Here is a 16,877-nt window from a genome sequence, read left to right on the forward strand (position 1 = left end):
TTCACGGAACACCTCGCTTGTGGGCACGCGACACCCCTGCTAATGTTGAACAAACAATTGTTTCGGAAAGGGTAAAAATTATAGCATATATCACCCGCTATTGGACGACTACGCGAAGAAATACCAGAACATCCGCCTCGAACGCAAAGACGGAATCTTAGAACTGACCGTCCACAGCGAGGGAAAGAGCCTGGTGTGGACGTCCAATGCCCACGACGAGCTGGCCTACTGCTTCGCCGACGTCGCCTGCGATCCCGAGAACAAGGTTGTCATCATCACCGGCGCCGGCGACTCGTTCTGCTCGGAGATCGACTTCTCGAGTTTCGGCCTCTCGACCGCGATCGACTGGTCGCAGATAATCTTCGAGGGCCAGCGGCTGCTGAACAACCTGCTCGACATCGAGGTTCCGGTGATCGCCGCTATCAACGGCCCGGCCACCATCCATCCGGAGATACCGGTCCTGTCCAACATCACGATCGCCGCGGACACCACCACGTTCCGGGACTCCCCGCATTTCCCGTCAGGCATCGTCCCCGGTGACGGGGCGCACGTGACATGGACGCACGTGCTCGGGCCGCAGCGCGGCCGCTACTTCCTGCTCACCGGCCAGGAGCTCGACGCCCACCAGGCGCTGGACTACGGCGTGGTCAACGAGGTGCTCCCGGCCGAGCAGGTCCTCCCCCGCGCGCGCGAGATCGCCGAGAACATCGCGGCCAAGCCACCGCTGGCCCGCCGCTACACCCGGGTGGCGCTGACCCGCGAGCTCAAGCGGCTCATGCACGAACAACTCAGCCTGGGCCTCGTCCACGAGGCGCTCGCCGCGCTGTCGCTATGAGCAGCACGACGCTCTCCGGTTTCAACCGTCTCAGGCGGTACTTCGAGGACTTCGCCGTCGGGGATGCCGTGCGCACCCCCGGCCGCACCGTCGACATCGGAGACATCACCACCTTCGCCGGTCTGACCGGGGACCACTACCCGTTGCACGTCGACGAGGAGTACGGCCGTACCACCCGCTTCGGCGGCCGTATCGCGCACGGCCCGCTCACCTTCGGCTTCGCGGTGGGGCTCGTCGCGCTCTCGGGCTTCCTCGGCGAAGCGATCGTGGCCTTCCTGGAGTGCCAGCACCTGCGTGCGCTGGCGCCCGTGCATCCGGGCGACACGCTCCAGGTGCACGCGAAGGTCGTCGAGAGCGAGACCGGCAACAACGCCAGATACGGGACGCTGCGCCTCGACTACAGCGTCATCAACCAGAAGGACGAGGAGGTCATGCAGTTCCGCATGGTCCTGCTCGCCCGCCGCCGGCCACCCGTGGAGAACAACGGTGCCTGACAGTGATCCCGCTTCCGATGCCGCGCCGAGCGCCCTTCCCGACCGCGGCTCGCCGGAGGAGGCCGTTTTCGTCGGTCTCGGTGAGCTGCCGTCCGGGCGCTACCCGGACCGCCCGTTCATGGGGCAGCTCGTGCATGCCGCGGTCGCCGCGGTCCGCGACGCCGGGCTCACCGTGCCCGACATCGACACCATCCTGCTGATCCCGTGCCTGCACTCCTTCGCGGACCAGGCTGATCTGATCTTCTCACGGCTCGTCGAGGAACTGGGGCTGCACGGGCGGGCCAAGAGCAGCTTCATGCTGCACTCCGGCGGATCCACCAGCGACAACACGATCCGTTCCGCCGCGGGGCTGATCGCCAGCGGGCACGCGCGCAACATCCTGATCGTGCAGTCCGAGAAGTGGGGTTCCGCGCCGGTCGGCGAGATGATCGACATGCTCACCGCCAACGGCATCCCCCGCGAGTGGGAGAAGCTCTCCGGGCTGACGTTCAACGCCGTGGGAGCACTCATCACATGTCGTTACATGGCCGCGAGCGGCTCCACCGCGGCGGACATGGCGTCGGTCTGCGTGGCGCTGCGCGAGTGGTCCCGGCTGAACCCCAACGCGATGTACAGGGACAGGACGCTCACCGTCGACCAGGTACTGAACTCGAAGATGGTGACCGACCCGCTGCACGCACTCGAGTGCCCCATGCTCGCCGACGGGGCCGTCGCGTTCGTCATGACCAGTGCCGAGAACGCCCGCCGCGCCGGTAGGGACGCATGGGTGCGCATCGCCGGATCCGGCGGCTGCGTCTCCCACTACAGCATCGGCCAGGAGGCCGACCTCGCCGTGCTCGGCTGGGCGAAGGCCGGGGTGGACGCGTACGAGCAGGCCGGCTGGGGCCCGTCGGACGCGGATCTCGCCGAGGTCTACGACTCCTACGCCGCGGTGCTCACCAGCGGCCTCGAAGGGCTCGGGCTCGCGCCGAAGCACGCGGCGGCCCGGATGTTCGCCAGCGGCGAGTTCTCACCTGGCGGACGGCTGCCGGTCAACACCAACGGCGGGCTGCTGTCCGCCGGCCACACCGGGGTCGGCGGCGGCAGCGCGCTGCTGGCGGAAGGGGTGCGCCAACTGCTCGGCAGGGCAGGCCCCGAACGCCAGGTAGCCGGCGCCACCCGGGCGGTCTGCGGCGGCACCGGCGGGACCTACATGGACAGCCAGGTACTGCTGCTGGAGGGGGTGGCCCGGTGACCGAGACCGGCATGGAAGCGCTCACGGAGCCGTACTACGAGGCCCTGAAACGCGGTGAACTCGTCGTCCAGCACTGTAAGGCGTGCAATCACAACATCATGTACCCTCGCCATCTCTGCCCGTTCTGTTACGAAACAGATCTGAGCTGGGTCCCGTCGTCCGGCAGGGGTGTACTGCACAGCTTCGCGGTACAGCGGTTGGGGCCGCCCAGCGGATTCGAGAACGACCTTCCCTACGCGGTCGGGGTCGTCAAACTCGACGACGGTGTTCAGCTGCTCGGCCGGCTGTGGCCCGACCCCGACGGCGAGTGGAGCGGCTATTCCTGTGACGGCCGGGTCGAGTTCCACGGCGCGGACGCCGCCGAAATCGCGCACCGGCCCGTTCCCTGGTTCCGCCGGGCCGACTGAGAATCCGGGATTTCCGCCCGCCCCGTGCCGGTCCGCGGCGGTCCGGAAACCGCGGGCCGGTATTTCGCCGGCGCGGACGTTGGACAGAACCGGCGACGCTGACGGCGAGGCTGACCGGCCAGCCTGACCGGCGAGAAAGGGTGCGCTCATCATGGGCAAGGTACGGATCATCGGTGTCGGTATGATCCGCTTCGGACGGGATGTGCACCGCGGTGAGCGGGCCATGGTCGAGGAGGTCGTCGATCTCGCGCTGAAGGACGCGGGGATCACCGCGTCCGACGTGCGGCGCGTCTTCTCCGGCAACGCGGCCGCGGGCCTGGTGTCCGGGCAGGAGATGATCCGCGGGCAGGTGGCGCTGCAGGGCACCGACCTGGCCGGGGTTCCTCTGGTCAACGTCGAGAACGCCTGCGCGTCCAGCAGTTCGGCCGCCAACCTGGCGTTCGAGGCCATCCTGTCCGGTCGCTGCGACGTGGCGCTGGTCATCGGTGTCGAGAAGCTCTCGCACACCGAGAGGTCCCGGGCCTTCGACGCCCTGCAGGGAGCCACCGACGTGTCGGCCGTCTCCCCCGCGACGGACGGGCCGGCCACGAACTCCGTGTTCGTCGACGTCTACGCCCAGGAGGCCAGGAAGTACCTGGCCGAGTACGGCGCTACGGTCGCCGATCTCGCCGCGGTCGCGGTCAAGAACCGTCGACACGCCTCGCTCAACCCGCTGGCCCAGTTCCAGAAGCCGCAGACGGTCGAGGAGGTGCTGGCCGGGCGCGTGATCGTCGACCCGCTGACCCTGCCGATGTGCTCTCCGACGACGGACGGAGCCGCCGCCGTCGTGCTGTGCTCGGACAGCTACGCCCAGCGGCTGGATCGGGCCGGGTGCGAGATACGCGCGACCCGCCTCGCCGCCGGTGCCGGGCCCGGCTCGCAGCCGGTGGCCGTCGCCGCGGGCGCGGCGTTCGACGACGCCGGCCTCGGGCCCGACGACCTCGACGTGCTCGAGCTGCACGACGCCGCCGCGCCCGCGGAGATCCTTCAGTACGCCGACATCGGCCTGTGCGCGCCCGGCGAGGGGCACCTGCTCGTGCGCTCCGGCGCCACCGCCCTCGGGGGGCGGCTGCCGGTGAACGTCAGCGGCGGGCTGCTCAGCCGCGGGCACCCGATCGGGGCGACGGGCTGCGCGCAGCTTGTCGAGATCTACGACCAGCTCACCGGACGGGCCGGCGGCCGGCAGGTCGAGGGGGCCCGGGTGGGCATGGCTGTGAACGCCGGCGGCTGGCTGGCGGGTACCTACGCGGCCGTGGTCGCGACCATCCTTGAGAAGGCGGCCTGACAATGGGCAAGCGAGTCGATCTGGAGACCCTTTTCCACGAACGGGTGGCCGACGGGGTCGTGGTGGTGACGCTCAATCGTCCGGAGCGCGGCAACGGCGTCGTGCCGGAGCTCGTCCGCGACCTGCTGGCGGCGCTGACGACGCTCGAGGCCGACCGCACGGTGCGCTGCCTGGTCCTCACCGGTGCCGGCCGGCAGTTCTCCGCCGGCGCCGACCTGAAGGCGATGCGGGAGTACATCGACCACCGGCTCGCCGTCGAGCAGGAGCCCTACAACGCCCGGGTGCTGTTCCCGGTCACCCAGCGGATCGTCGCCTCGCGGCTGCCGACGATAGCGGCGATCAACGGCGGCGCCACCGCGGGCGGGCTCGATCTCGCCCTGGCCTGCGACCTGCGGATCGCCTCGACAGCGGCCAGGCTGGGCGAGACCTACATCAACATCGGGCTGCCGCCCGGCAACGGCGGGACGTGGTTCCTGCCCAGGCTCCTCGGCTCCGGCCTCGCGGCCGAACTGGCCCTGACCGGCGAGCTGCTCGACGCCGCCCGCGCGCTCGAGATCGGACTGGTCAACCGGGTGGTCGAGCCCGACAAGCTGATCCCGGCCGCCGTCGAGCTGGCCTCGAAGATCGCGGCGAAGTCCTGGCGGGCCGTCGAGGCGACCAAGCAGGCGCTGCGCTCGACCTGGCAGGTCGATCTCGCCACCGCGATGACAACCAGCTACTGGAGTGTGGCGGCGCTGCACCACGGCCCCGACCTGTCCGAGGGCATCGACGCCTTCCTGCAGCGCCGTCCGCCCGTCTTCAACCGCCCGGCCAGCCCCTGACGGAAACACCCGCGCCAACTGCCCACGCACACGGCGAGGCGGTTTGGAACCGACCTGAAATCCCAGATCACCCGCTGGGAGGAGCGGCGGGGACCGGATGCTGGACGGACCAGGCGGCGGGCAGAGTCAGAACCATCGTGAGCCCGCCGCCGGGGGTGTCGTCGGTGACGAGGGAGCCGCCCATGGCCTCGGCCAGGCCGCGGGAGAGAGCGAGGCCGAGCCCGACGCCGGTGGTGTTGTCCCGGTCGCCGAGGCGCTGGAACGGCTGGAAGACCCGGTCCCGGTTCTCCACCGGGATACCGGGCCCACGGTCGATGACCCGCAGCTCGACCCTGTCCTCCAACGCGCTCGCAGTGATGACGGGATGGGTCCCCGCCGGGGAGTGGCGCAGGGCGTTGGCTGCGAGGTTGACCACGATCCGCTCCAGCAGCGCGGGGTCGGCGTAGATGTCGGGCAGGCCGTCCGGCACCTGGATCTCCACCGTCCGCCCGGGCAGCCCGAGCTCGTCCAAGGCGTGCGGAACGACGTCGTCGAGACCGGTCTGGCGGGGGAAGACGCTGAGCACGCCGGCCTGCAGCCGGCTCATGTCCAACAGGTTGTCGACGAGCCGGGTGAGCCGGTCCATGGACTCGTCGGCCGTGGCCAGCAGCTCCGCCTGTTCGTCCGGCGTCCAGGTGACGTCCCGGCTGCGCAGGCTCGTGACGGCCGCCCGGGCCGAGGCCAGCGGTGAGCGCAGGTCGTGGCTGACCGCGGCCAGCAGAGCGGTGCGCACCCGGTCCGCCTCGGCCAGCGGCCCGGCTTCGGCTGCGGCCTCGGCAAGCCGGCGCTGCTCAAGGGCGAGCGCGGCCTGCACGGCGAACGCGGCGAGTATCCGGCGGTCCGCGGCCGGCAGCGGGCGTCCGCGTAACACCAGGGCGAGGTTGTCGCCGACCGGCACGTCCACGTCGCCCTCCTCGGGGCGCGTACACGGGTCGAGGCCCACACTGTGGACGGCACGCCAGCCACGGCCGCCCGGGAGCAGCGGCCTGTCAGCGTCCGCGGCGGTGGCTGTCCGCGCCACACCCACTCCCCCGCCGCTCCGCGCGTTCTGCCCGTTCCGCTCGTTCCGCGTGCCGGGCCCGCTCTGCCTGCTGTCGTCCGTGCGCTCGAGGAGGGTCGCGGCCGTCATCCCGAACGTCTCCCGGACCCGTTCGAGCAGGGCCGGCAGCGCGTCCTCACCACGCAGGACGCTGCCGGCGAGCACCGACAGGGTGGCGGCCTCGGCGGAGGCCCGCACCGCCTGGGTGTACCGGCGGGCGGCAAGGTCGACCACCCTGCTGACCATGATCCCAACGAGGACGAAGGCGACCAGCGCAAAGACGTTGTTACGTTCCGCTATCGTCCAGCGGTGGTGGGCGGCGAAGAAATAGTAGTTCAGCAGCAGAGAGCTGGCGACCGCGGCGAGCAGCGCCGGCCAGAACCCGCCCACCAGCGCGGTGATCACCACCGCCAGCAGGTAGACAAGGACGTCAGTGGTCACGTTGAGCGAGCCCCGGGAGTTCGCGAGCCCGATCGTCAGCAACGGCAGGACGATCGCGGCCATCGCGGTCGCGATCAGCCGGCGCCGGGGCCGCAGCCCGTGGGCACGGCGCGGCAGGCGCCATCCCCGGCCGGCCTCCTCGTGGGTGACCATGTGGACGTCGATCGACCCGGACAGTTTCGTGGTGGTAACGCCGATCCCGGGGCTGAGCACCTGGGCGAAGCGTCCCCGCCGACTGGCCCCGAGCACCAGCTGGGTGGCGTTCTCCGCGCGGGCGAAGTCCAGCAGTGCGGCCGGGACGTCGTCGCCGATGACGTGGTGGTAGGTGCCGCCGAGGTCTTCCACCAGCGCCCGCTGGCGGGCCAGCGCCCGGGGGTTCGCCCCGGTCAGCCCGTCGGAGCGGGCGACGTGCACCGCGAGCAGGTCGGCGCCCTTGCCGCGGTCGGCGATCCGGACCGCCCGGCGGATCAGCGTGTCGCCCTCGGGCCCGCCGGTGAGGGCGACGACGACCCGCTCCCGGGTCTCCCAGGTGCCGGATATCCCGTGTTCGGCCCGGTACCGGTCGAGCTGTTCGTCAACCTTGTCCGCTACCCACAGTAACGCGATCTCCCGCAGTGCGGTGAGGTTTCCCACCCGGAAGTAGTTCGACAGCGCCGCGTCGATCTTCTCAGGGGCGTAGATGTTGCCGTGGGCCATCCGCCGGCGCAGCGCCTCCGGCGCCATGTCGACCAGTTCCACCTGATCTGCCTGGCGGACGACCTCGTCGGGCACCGTCTCCCGCTGCGCCACCCCGGTGATCGTCTCGACCACGTCGTTGAGCGACTCCATGTGCTGGATGTTGACGTTGGAGATGACGTCGATGCCCGCGTCGAGGAGCTCCTGGACATCCTGCCAGCGCTTCGCGTTACGGCTGCCGGGGACGTTGGTGTGCGCGAGTTCGTCGACGACCGCGACCGCGGGCCGGCGCGCGAGCACGGCGTCGACGTCCATCTCGGTGAACGTCGAGCCACGGTAGGAGATCTCCTGGCGCGGGACGACCTCCAGCCCGTCGAGCAGCGCGGCCGTCCTGGGACGGCCATGGGTCTCGACGAAGCCGACGACCACGTCGGTGCCCCGGTCCCGACGCCGGTGCGCCTCGTCAAGGGCGGCGAACGTCTTGCCCACGCCCGGCGCCGCACCGAGGTAGACCCGCAGAGTTCCCCGACTCACGACGTCCATCGTGCGCCGTCCCCGCCATCGTGGCCATACCCGCGCCAGACCCCGTACCGGCGGCGGGCGGGCACCGGTACGGAATCAGGCGGGCCGGCCGGGGTGTGGGGCGAGGCCGGCCGGGACACGTCCCGCGGCTCCGAACACAAAAATTATGATGTACCGCCCTTTGCTACTTTGACATTTCAAATTAATACGTTAGACGTTTCAATGACCTGGAACGGTTCATACGGTTACACCAGCAGCATTGGCGACCGGAAGCAGCCGAAGTAGTGAAGAAAGTTAGGTGAGCTGCGTTATAAACGGACTCAACGGACGAACGGGCGATTACCGTATCGGCCATGGCGCCAGCGGGACTTTCCTGGCAGACGCTGCACGATGTCGGTGCCCTCGCATTGGTCGACACCGATTCGCAACGAGCTGCCGCGGTCGTACGACCATGCACCCCTGAACTCGACATCACCGACATCGTGGAAGCCGAACGCCTGGTCCAGGCGTGGGTGAACGCGACCACCCGCCAGGAGGCGGAGGCGGCCCTGGCCACGCGCCTGCGGGTCGACGCCGTGCGCCTCCTGCAGTCGCTGGGCTGGTTGCTGGCGATGTGGGCGGTGACCCTGCATCTGCGAACCGGTGAACAGCCCCACATGGTCATCCGGTCGTTGACCTACCGCGGGGTGTGGCGCGGTGCGCAGGCACCCCTTTCCGAACATGTGTGGGAGTCGCTCAGTGAGCGGATCCGCGTCGGCGCGCTGGCCGCGCTGACCGGGGACGCCGAAATCGCCAGCGCGTTCCGGCAGGCGGTCCAGCGGCCCGCGGGCATCGCCGAGGTGCTGTTGCACCACGCCCTGGTGGTGATGGACGATCTCGCTCGCAGCATGCACGCCATCGGTGTCGACCCGACCAACCTCGCCCAGACCCTGGCCGTGTACACAGCGCAGCCGTCCGCCCTGCAACCCCCCTCCTTCCGTCCGTTGAAATGAGCACCTGAAATGGGAGCACCGCAGTTGACGTGAGCGGTGCGGTGGCCACGCGCCCGGACTGTCCGGCCCGGGCCCACCCGGAGATGGTCATCTCCTGACAGCAATGACCATCTCCGGGTGGAAGCGCCGCCCGGCAGAAGCGCCACGGCGGCACGGGCCAGCTTCGGCGCTGTCCGGTGTCCCGGGGCATCCCGACCGCCCCGGGGCATGTGGTGTCGAGGCCGATGGTGGGTATCGTGTCGCCAGGCCGCCTGCTGACGATGCCGTTGGCAGTGCTGATGTGGCAGTACCGATGGCAGTGCCGACCGGGCGTCCTCTGGTGGCGGTCAGCGGTCGACGGTTCGGCCCGTGGGCGGGTTACCCGCAGGCGTACGTTTCCCTACCATCCACGGCCGTCCGCGCGGACGACACAGAGCATCCATGATCTTTGTCGCAGGCGGCCCGGGCTTCAGGCCGGGCGGTTCGGACACCCCGCAGGTTCCATGCGACAGTTGGATGTCCGGTGCGGCACGCATGGGGGCGGGTGGATGAGTGGAGCGGCAAGTGGGCCCGTGGGAACCAGCCAGGGACCAGGCGGGGAGCGGGCGTGTTCCCCGCTCACCACGGTGACGCCGCAACTGTCCACCGGACGCACCTGCCCGGTCACGATCACCGACGAGAGCACCACCGGACCGGAGAGCTGACGGTGACCACCTTGTCCGACCCGCCCACGGCCGGCTCCCTACCCACCCGTTCCGCGCCCATCGGTTCAGCGTCCATCGGTTCAGCGTCCATTGATTCCTCGCCTGCCGGCTCCGTGCCTGCCGGCTCCGTGCCCGCCGCTGCCGCCGGAGTGACGCAGCCAACCGGGACACCGCGGGCCCGGCAACGGCTGCGCACGGTGGAGATCGTCGAAGCCGCGCTCCTGGTCGATCTGGTGATCGCGATCTGTCTGGTCACGCGCTTTCTTCCCTTCGGCTGGCTGCTCACGATCGTCGCGACGGTTCCCGCGGCGACGCTTGCCGCCCGATGGCGACTGCGGGCGGCCTGGACGGCGATGGCCGCGGCGCTGGCGGTGGCCGTCCTCATCGGCGGCACCGGCTTCGCGATCACGATCACGTCCTGCATGATGATCGGCACGCTGCTGGGCATCGCGCACCGCCGTCGCTGGGGTCTCGTGCGCACCACGGCGATCGGTCTCGTCACGCTGTGGGCGCCGGTGGCGCTCGGCATGAACGCGCTGTTCTGCGTGCTCACCGATCTACGGGCGCTGGTGCTCGCCGAAATCGTCAACAGCTGGGACGGGGCCCGCAGCAGCCTCGTCCGCGTCGGTGTCGACCCGGACAGTCTGGGTCTGGGTACCGCGGACGCGCTCGTCCGGTGGGGTGCGGTGCACTGGTGGGTGCTGCTGCCAATCGCACTGCTGGCCAACACCGCCGGCAATGTGCTCGCCGCGGCCGTGGTCACCCGCCCGGTGCTGCGCCGGCTCGCCGTCGGCGCTCCGGAAGCCCGGTCCGACCACCCGAACGCGCCCATATGGGCGCCGGCACCGGTGCCGGCAGCGGCGTCGACGCGCCGGAAGCCGGCAGGTCAGGGGCATCCGGAACCGCCGCCGGCAGAGCAGCCGCCACATCCGCTGCCCGTCCGCCTGGAATCCGTCACCTACCGCTACCCTCATGTGACGCGGGATGCGCTGCGGGACGTGTCGCTGACGATCCGGCCGGCCGAGTTCGTGGCGATCGTCGGCGGCAACGGTTCGGGGAAGTCGACGCTCGCCCGGATCATCAGCGGCTGGCATCCCACCGACGGGCAGGTACTGCGGCCCGGCGACTGCGCGCTGGGCCGCACCGGCGGCACCGCCATGATCTTCCAACGGCCGGAGTCACAGGTCCTGGGAGTCCGGGTCCGCGACGACGTCGTCTGGGGCCTGCCCGACGGCGGCGCCACGGTCGACGTGGAGACCCTGCTGAAGCGGGTCGGGCTCGCGAACGTCGCCGACCGCGAAACCGCCACACTCTCCGGTGGGCAGCTCCAACGGCTGGCGGTCGCGGCCGCGCTCGCGCGGGCGCCCCGGCTGCTCGTCTCCGACGAGTCCACCGCCATGGTGGACGCCGAAGGCCGTGACCAGCTCACCGACCTGCTGGCGCGGCTGCCCGACGAGGAGGGGGTCGCGGTCGTTCATGTGACCCACCACCCGGCGGAGGCACGGCGGGCGCACCGCCGAATCGTCCTCGACGCCGGCCGGCTGACCTCGGTGGGCGCTCCGACGGGCGATATCCCGTGCGTCTCTCCCTGGCGCCCGCCGCGGGCCCGGCCGCTGCGGTCCGTCTCGGCAGCCCTCCCGTCGCCCACCCCGCCGGCCGGCTCGGCGTCCGGCCCCGCTGGCAGACCGACCGCACCCGGCGCGCCTGCCACACCCGACACGCCAGGCGCGCCCGTCACATCCGATATGCCCGCCGCGTCCGCCATGGACGATGCGCCCAGCGCGGGCGGCACGTCCACCGTGGCCGACGCGCCCGGCAGGCCGGAGGACCGGGCTGCGGGCCAGGCTCTCCCGCTGGATCCGGCCACGGTCATCCCCGCCCCACCGGCTCCGCCGACCGCCGCTGTTCCGCCGCTGGCCGCCGCTGTTCCGCCGGCTGTCTCCACGCCGCAGGCTCCGCCGAGCACCCCGGCTTCACCGACCGGGCCGGACAGGCCAGCCGTGTCCGTCGCACCAGTGGCATCGGTCGCATCGGTGGCACCGGTCGTACCCGCCGGGCAGCAGCCCGCGCGGCCAGCCGCGCTGGTCCGCCTCGACGGGGTGGGACAGGTCTACTCGCCCCGGTCACCGTGGGCCCGCCGGGCGCTGCGCGACGTCTCCTTCTGCCTGGACAGCGGTGAGGCGGTGCTGGTCCGCGGCCGCAACGGCTCGGGCAAGTCGACGCTGGCCGCCGTCCTCGCCGGTCTGCTGACCCCCTCGGAGGGCGCGGCCTACCTCGCCGGCCGGCCGCTGACCGCCTGCCCCGGCGAGATCGGGTTTGCCGTGCAGCACTCCCGGCTGCAACTGTTGGCGCCCACCGTGGGCGCTGACGTGTGCGCGGCGGCCGGCGTGGACGCGGCCGCCGCCGACGAGGCCCTGGCCGCGGTCGGGCTCGACCCGGAGCTCTTCCGGGACCGGCGGGTGGAGGACCTCTCCGGCGGGCAGATGCGCCGGGCCGCGCTCGCCGGGCTGATCGCCTGCCGGCCTCGGCTGATGATCCTCGACGAGCCGCTGGCGGGCCTGGACGCCTCGTCCAGCCGGATTCTGATCGACGTCCTGGTGAATCTGCGAATCCGGACCGGCCTGACGCTGGTAGTGGTCTCCCACGACTTCGACGACATGGCCTGTCTCACCGAACGGATGCTCGTCCTGAACGGCGGACGACTGGTACATGACGGACCGTTCACCGACAGCATCACCGACGGCACGCTGTGCCGCCCGCTCGCGCCGCTGCCTCATCCGCGGCCGGCAGGGGCTGGCGCGGAGGCCTGCCTCCTCGACGACGACCTCAATCTCGACGACGACCTCAATGACGACACTTTTAGTAATCATGATGATGCTTTCCACATCCAGGATAGCACTGCCCAGGTCGGCGCCAGCGGTACCGGCAACAGCGGTACAGACAGTGGCGGTAGCGGCGACGGGCATGTAGACGATGCCGGGCGCCCGGGTCGCGTACCAGCACGGGGACCGGCGGCCGCGGCCCCGCAGCCGCCATCGGGCAGCTCGGGAAACAGGAGCGCGCGTGGCCTGGCCGACCGCTGCCGCGGCCGATTCTCCCAGCGGCGGCCGGCCAGACACGGACGCCGTACCGAGCCGAACCTGTTGCGCTACATCCCCGGTGACACCCCGGTGCACCGCCTGTGGGCCGGCACGAAACTGATCATCATGGCGCTGCTCGACGTGCTGGTCGCCGTGCGGCCGTCCTGGCCGGTGATCGGAATGATCGTGGGATTCGTCGGCCTCTCCATGATCATCGCCCGGATCCCGGTCGGTGCGGCCCCGCGCCTGCCCCGCTGGTTCTGGTACGGCCTGCTGATCGGCGTGCTGCTCACCGCCCAGTCGCACGCGGCACCGTTCGTCACCGTCGGTGGTGTACGGCTGTCCGTCGGCGGCATGCTGGACTGGCTGCGGCTGACGTCGGCGTCCATGACGATGTTCGCCGCGGCCGCGCTGCTGGGGTGGACCACACCGCTGTCGGAGCTGGCGCCCGCCCTGGGCCGGCTGCTGGAGCCGTTGCGCAGGCTGCGGCTGCCGATCGACGAGTGGGTCGCGACGGTGGCACTGTCCATCCGCTGCCTGCCGCTGCTCGTGGACGAGATCCGCATGCTGCTCGCGGTCCGGCGGTTGCGGGTCGGAGCGCGGCCACCCTGTCGCCGGCTGCCGGGCCGGCTCGCGGCGTTGCCGCTGCACGCGCGATCGATCACCGAGCTGTTGTGCACGGCGATCGTCACCTGCCTGCGCCGGGCCGCGGAGATGACAGAGGCGATCGCCGCCCGTGGCGGGTTCGGCGCGGTCGCGCACCAGCCGGCGCGCCCGCGGCGGGTGGACGCAGCGGCGCTCGCGGCCCTGGCCGGGCTGGCCGTGGCGGCCTTCCTGGTGTAACTCCGCCCCGCTGTGGCCCCACGCGCGTCCTGGCCAGCCGGATCCTTTCCCACCAGGCCGGGCCAGGCCTGCCGTCAGCCGGGGCAGGCCCTGCTGTCAGCCGAGAAAGCTGTTGAGACCGGCCTCGTGGGTCTGTGGATCCGCGTCGGACGTCCCGGCCAGCAGCTCCGTCAACGGGCGGGGCGGCCCGAGGTGGAAGCCCTGCGCGTAGTCCACCCCGAGGTCACGCAGGGCCGGCGCCAGCGACTCCCGGTCGATGCTCTCGGCGATGGTGTACATGCCCAGGCAGCGGGCGACGCGGACCACCGCGTCCACCAGCACCGCGTCGGCCGGGGAGGTGTCGACGTGCCGCAGGAAGTCGCCGTCTATCTTGACGTTGGTGAAGGGCAGGTTCCGCAGGTAGACGAACGATCCCAGCCCGACCCCGAAGTCGTCCAGGGTGAACCGGCAGCCCGCGCCGGTGAGGGTTTCGGCGAGCTGGCGCACCGCGTCCGCGGCGGCGACCGCCACGCTCTCGGCGATCTCGATACCGAGCTGGGACGGGTCGACCCGGGCCGCGCGCAGCTCGGACAGGACGAAGTCGGCGAAGCCTGCGTCCTCGACCGACCGGCCGGAGATGTTCACGTGCAGGCGCAGCCGCTCCCCCCGGGCGGCGACGGAGGCGAGCGCGGCCACCGTCTGCTGCACCACCCAGCGGTCCAGGCTCAGGACCAGGTCGCTGTGCGCGAGCACGCTCATGAACTCGGCCGGACCGATCTCGGGATGCTGGCCGTCGTGCAGCCGCAGCAGCACCTCGTATCCCTGCACCTCGTGCGAGGCCAGGTCCACGATGGGCTGCACCTGAAGGGTCAGCAGGCCGGCGTCGAGGGCGTCCCGGACCCGCTGCACCATCAGGGCACGGCGGGTGAGGTACTCGTGCCGTTCCGCGGTGAACAGCTTGGCGCAGTTGCGTCCGGCCTCCTTGGCCTCGGTCAGGGCGAGCCCGGCATGGGCGAGCGCGGTGTCGCAGTCGCCCACGGCCGACAGCGGCACGACGCCGACAGTGACCGTCACCCGTACCGCGAAACCGTCCACCATGATCGCATATCGGGCGACCTGCTCACGCAGGGTGTCCGCGACGGCCAGCGCCTCCAGCCCGTCGCCGCTGTGCAGGACCACCGCGAACTCGTCGTCACCGAGCCTGCCGATGGCGGCGGCCGGGAGCGTCTCCGCCAGACGCTGGGCGACCGAGCGCATCACCGTGTCGCCGACCGAGTGGCCGCGCAGGTCATTGACGATCTTGAAGTTGTCGATGTCGACCAGCAGCAGCGCGCCGGTGCGGTCGACCCCGGTGGCCAGCCGCTCGGTCAACAGGACTGTCACCGCCCGCCGGTTGAGCACCTCGGTGAGCGGCTCGTGCACGGACACGTGGGCGAGCTCGTGGCGTATCCGGACCAGCTCGGTGACATCGTGGGCCGTACCCATGATCCGGATCGGCGTGCCGGAGTCGCCGGTGAGGACGTCCCCCCGCCATTCCAGCACGCACTCGGTCACCCGGTCGGCCAGATACATACGAAGGGTGACCTCGACCGGGGTGACGGTGGTGATCGCCTGGTCGAACGCGTCCTCGACCGTCGCCCGGTCGTCGGGGTGCACCAACAGCCGGAAGGCGTCGTAGTCGATCCGGGTGTCCGTCGGATAGCCGAGCATGGCCAGCAGCTCGTCGGACCACTCCATCTCGTTGGTGACGAGGTCCCATTCCCAGATACCGGTACGGGCGATCGTCTCGACATGACGCAGCCACCGCTCGCGCAGCCGCAGCGTCTCCTCCTCGTGGCGCCGCTCCGTGACATCAGTGATCTCGTAGAGGACGAAACTGTCGGCAATCGTCTGCCCGAACCCGGCGGGACGGCCGCCGATCAGGGTCCGGGCCCGGACCTCCAACCAGTGGGTAGTGCCGTCCGGCGCCTGCCACTGGGCCTGCCGGGACCCGGTGTCGGGGACGACCCCGGTCAGCGGCAGCCCGGCCTCGGCAACCGCCACGCGGGCGGAGTACACCGGATCGGCGTCCGACTCACCCCACGGGTAGCCGCCGTCCGCCGTGCCCGCCGGCCCCACGCCACTGTGCTCGGTGGCGTCAGCGCTGTCGCGCCCGACGTGATCACGCACGGTACCGGCGACATCGTCGTACGCGGCACCACCGCCGGTGGCCACCAGATCGAGCAGGGCTCGGTTCGCCCAGACCACACGACTGTCGGACGTTACCACCAGTAGCCCAGTGGATACCACGTCAGCCACGGAGCCGGCCATGCTAGCGACCAACGGATCTCCTCGCGCCTGTCAGCCCGGTGCACATCTCGGCTGGTCACGCTATCTTCATGGATCGCATGGCCTTCCCGATCGCATGGCGAGTGTAGCGGCAGGCAGGTGCGTACAGAACGTCAGGCCGTGGTAGCGGGTGTGTCTTCCGACGCCCGGGAACTCCTGGCATCCAGCGGCACGAAAAACCATGATCGAATCATCCGCGCCCCATTCGGCCCATCGACAATCGCGGGCCGCCGACAGCGCGCAAAGTCATGATCGCGCCGCCTTCGGCCCGCGGTGGTGGTTGCGTCGGCAGCGGCGTCAGTCGTGGATCTGCTGGGCGAGATAGTGCGCCTCGCCGAGCTGGGAGACCAGTTCGAGCTGGGCATCCAGCCAGTCGATGTGCTCCTCCTCGGAGGTGAGAATGTCCTCCAGGAGGACAGCGGATCCGACGTCGTCACGCGAGCGGGTCAGGACAATCCCCTCCCGCAGCAGACCGCATGCCTCGATCTCGTGCGAACGGTCGGAATTGAGCTGCTCGACAGCGGTTTCACCGACACGAAGCGTATTCAGCCGCTGGAGGTTGGGCAGCCCACCCAGGTACAGCACGCGATGCACCAGCTTGTCGGCGTGGCGCATCTCGTCGATCGACTCGTCGTAGGTATGCTTGCCCAACCGTCGGTAACCCCAGTTGAGCTGCATCCGAGAGTGCAGGAAGTACTGATTGACGGCCGTCAGCTCATTCGTGAGGACGCGGTTGAGCAGTTCGACAATCTCCGGATCGCCCCTCACGTGAAAACCTCCGCTATGTCAGCCCGATGACACAACCGGACAGCCACGGCGGTAATCCGTCAACAGTTCCTCGATCTCGTCGAGGCATCCACCGCAGCCGGTGCCCGCGGCACAGACGTCACCCACCTCGCCTGTGTCGCACGCGCCCGACTCAATCACGCCGCGCAACGTCCGCTCGGAGACAGCAAAGCACGAACAGACCAGCACCGCACCTCACCACGCTCTGGAGAGAGCACCCCGTCCCATATTCCGGAACCGGCAGCTCGCGACTGCCGCATACGGTCGGATCAATGACAGCGAGTGCTCGTAGCTAAGTTAAACCTTCCCTAATAAAGACCTGACACAAGAATCCCACAGGGACAGATCGGAGGCA

General features: G+C 70.4%; 13 protein-coding genes. 9 read left to right on the forward strand and 4 right to left on the reverse strand.

The genetic code is table 11. The features are described from left to right. Positions 1 to 100 precede the first annotated feature (100 nt). The 6 genes from FSYMDG_RS14830 to FSYMDG_RS14855 all read left to right on the forward strand — a co-directional run bounded on the left by FSYMDG_RS14830 (position 101) and on the right by FSYMDG_RS14855 (position 5,115). Positions 101 to 835, forward strand: a complete 735-nt coding sequence (locus FSYMDG_RS14830; RefSeq protein ID WP_013874220.1) for an enoyl-CoA hydratase/isomerase family protein — start codon at positions 101 to 103, stop codon at positions 833 to 835. Further along, on the forward strand, positions 832 to 1,329 hold the full coding sequence (locus tag FSYMDG_RS14835) for a MaoC/PaaZ C-terminal domain-containing protein (protein WP_013874221.1): 498 nt from the start codon (positions 832 to 834) through the stop codon (positions 1,327 to 1,329). Before FSYMDG_RS14830 ends, FSYMDG_RS14835 begins: the two co-directional genes overlap by 4 nt. Further along, a complete protein-coding gene (locus FSYMDG_RS14840; protein WP_013874222.1) occupies positions 1,322 to 2,563 on the forward strand; it encodes a thiolase family protein in 1,242 nt (413 codons plus the stop codon). The genes FSYMDG_RS14835 and FSYMDG_RS14840 overlap by 8 nt, the downstream gene beginning before the upstream one ends. An 11-nt stretch (positions 2,564 to 2,574) precedes the next feature. Beyond that, positions 2,575 to 2,970: a Zn-ribbon domain-containing OB-fold protein gene (locus FSYMDG_RS14845; protein ID WP_043606646.1), complete on the forward strand. Its 396-nt coding sequence runs from the start codon at positions 2,575 to 2,577 to the stop codon at positions 2,968 to 2,970. Positions 2,971 to 3,121: 151 nt separating this feature from the next. Further along, positions 3,122 to 4,294 (forward strand): thiolase family protein, encoded by a 1,173-nt coding sequence (locus FSYMDG_RS14850; protein ID WP_013874224.1) that lies wholly within the window; start codon positions 3,122 to 3,124, stop codon positions 4,292 to 4,294. Positions 4,295 to 4,296: 2 nt separating this feature from the next. Further along, on the forward strand, positions 4,297 to 5,115 hold the full coding sequence (locus FSYMDG_RS14855) for an enoyl-CoA hydratase/isomerase family protein (protein ID WP_013874225.1): 819 nt from the start codon (positions 4,297 to 4,299) through the stop codon (positions 5,113 to 5,115). A 67-nt stretch (positions 5,116 to 5,182) separates the two neighbouring features. On the opposite strand, the gene FSYMDG_RS14860 is transcribed toward FSYMDG_RS14855, so the two are convergent. Next, positions 5,183 to 7,852: a sensor histidine kinase gene (locus FSYMDG_RS14860; protein WP_013874226.1), complete on the reverse strand. Its 2,670-nt coding sequence runs from the start codon at positions 7,850 to 7,852 to the stop codon at positions 5,183 to 5,185. Between the two features lie 332 nt (positions 7,853 to 8,184). Here FSYMDG_RS14860 and FSYMDG_RS14865 point away from each other — a divergent pair, with 332 nt between their 5' ends. From FSYMDG_RS14865 to FSYMDG_RS23280, 3 genes are all read left to right on the forward strand, one after another. Then, positions 8,185 to 8,823, forward strand: a complete 639-nt coding sequence (locus FSYMDG_RS14865; RefSeq protein ID WP_013874227.1) for a hypothetical protein — start codon at positions 8,185 to 8,187, stop codon at positions 8,821 to 8,823. A 551-nt stretch (positions 8,824 to 9,374) separates the two neighbouring features. After that, positions 9,375 to 9,506, forward strand: coding sequence for a hypothetical protein (locus FSYMDG_RS29260; protein WP_258165200.1), 132 nt, complete (start codon positions 9,375 to 9,377; stop codon positions 9,504 to 9,506). 149 nt (positions 9,507 to 9,655) lie between these two features. Continuing rightward, a complete protein-coding gene (locus tag FSYMDG_RS23280; RefSeq protein ID WP_165162723.1) occupies positions 9,656 to 13,429 on the forward strand; it encodes a DUF2232 domain-containing protein in 3,774 nt (1,257 codons plus the stop codon). 96 nt (positions 13,430 to 13,525) lie between these two features. Here the strand turns inward: FSYMDG_RS23280 and FSYMDG_RS14875 are convergent, their stop codons facing one another. The 3 genes from FSYMDG_RS14875 to FSYMDG_RS24680 all read right to left on the reverse strand — a co-directional run bounded on the left by FSYMDG_RS14875 (position 13,526) and on the right by FSYMDG_RS24680 (position 16,711). Further along, the gene (locus FSYMDG_RS14875) at positions 13,526 to 15,655 is read right to left on the reverse strand and encodes a putative bifunctional diguanylate cyclase/phosphodiesterase (RefSeq protein ID WP_165001716.1); all 2,130 of its coding nucleotides are present in this window, start codon (positions 15,653 to 15,655) and stop codon (positions 13,526 to 13,528) included. 378 nt (positions 15,656 to 16,033) lie between these two features. Continuing rightward, positions 16,034 to 16,504: a bacterioferritin gene (bfr, locus tag FSYMDG_RS14880; RefSeq protein WP_013874230.1), complete on the reverse strand. Its 471-nt coding sequence runs from the start codon at positions 16,502 to 16,504 to the stop codon at positions 16,034 to 16,036. Between the two features lie 18 nt (positions 16,505 to 16,522). Next, positions 16,523 to 16,711, reverse strand: a complete 189-nt coding sequence (locus tag FSYMDG_RS24680; RefSeq protein ID WP_013874231.1) for a (2Fe-2S)-binding protein — start codon at positions 16,709 to 16,711, stop codon at positions 16,523 to 16,525. Between the last annotated feature and the right edge of the window lie 166 nt (positions 16,712 to 16,877).

Source organism: Candidatus Protofrankia datiscae, assembly GCF_000177615.2.
GTDB classification, from domain to species: domain Bacteria; phylum Actinomycetota; class Actinomycetes; order Frankiales; family Frankiaceae; genus Protofrankia; species Protofrankia coriariae.

Excerpts from the sequence above, each read along its gene's own strand:
- FSYMDG_RS14845 (WP_043606646.1), top strand. The coding sequence starts at position 2,575 with ATGGAAGCGCTCACGGAGCCGTACTACGAGGCCCTGAAACGCGGTGAA.
- FSYMDG_RS14855 (WP_013874225.1), top strand. The coding sequence starts at position 4,297 with ATGGGCAAGCGAGTCGATCTGGAGACCCTTTTCCACGAACGGGTGGCC.
- FSYMDG_RS14835 (WP_013874221.1), top strand. The coding sequence starts at position 832 with ATGAGCAGCACGACGCTCTCCGGTTTCAACCGTCTCAGGCGGTACTTC.
- FSYMDG_RS14850 (WP_013874224.1), top strand. The coding sequence starts at position 3,122 with ATGGGCAAGGTACGGATCATCGGTGTCGGTATGATCCGCTTCGGACGG.
- FSYMDG_RS14860 (WP_013874226.1), bottom strand. The coding sequence starts at position 7,852 with ATGGACGTCGTGAGTCGGGGAACTCTGCGGGTCTACCTCGGTGCGGCG.
- FSYMDG_RS14865 (WP_013874227.1), top strand. The coding sequence starts at position 8,185 with ATGGCGCCAGCGGGACTTTCCTGGCAGACGCTGCACGATGTCGGTGCC.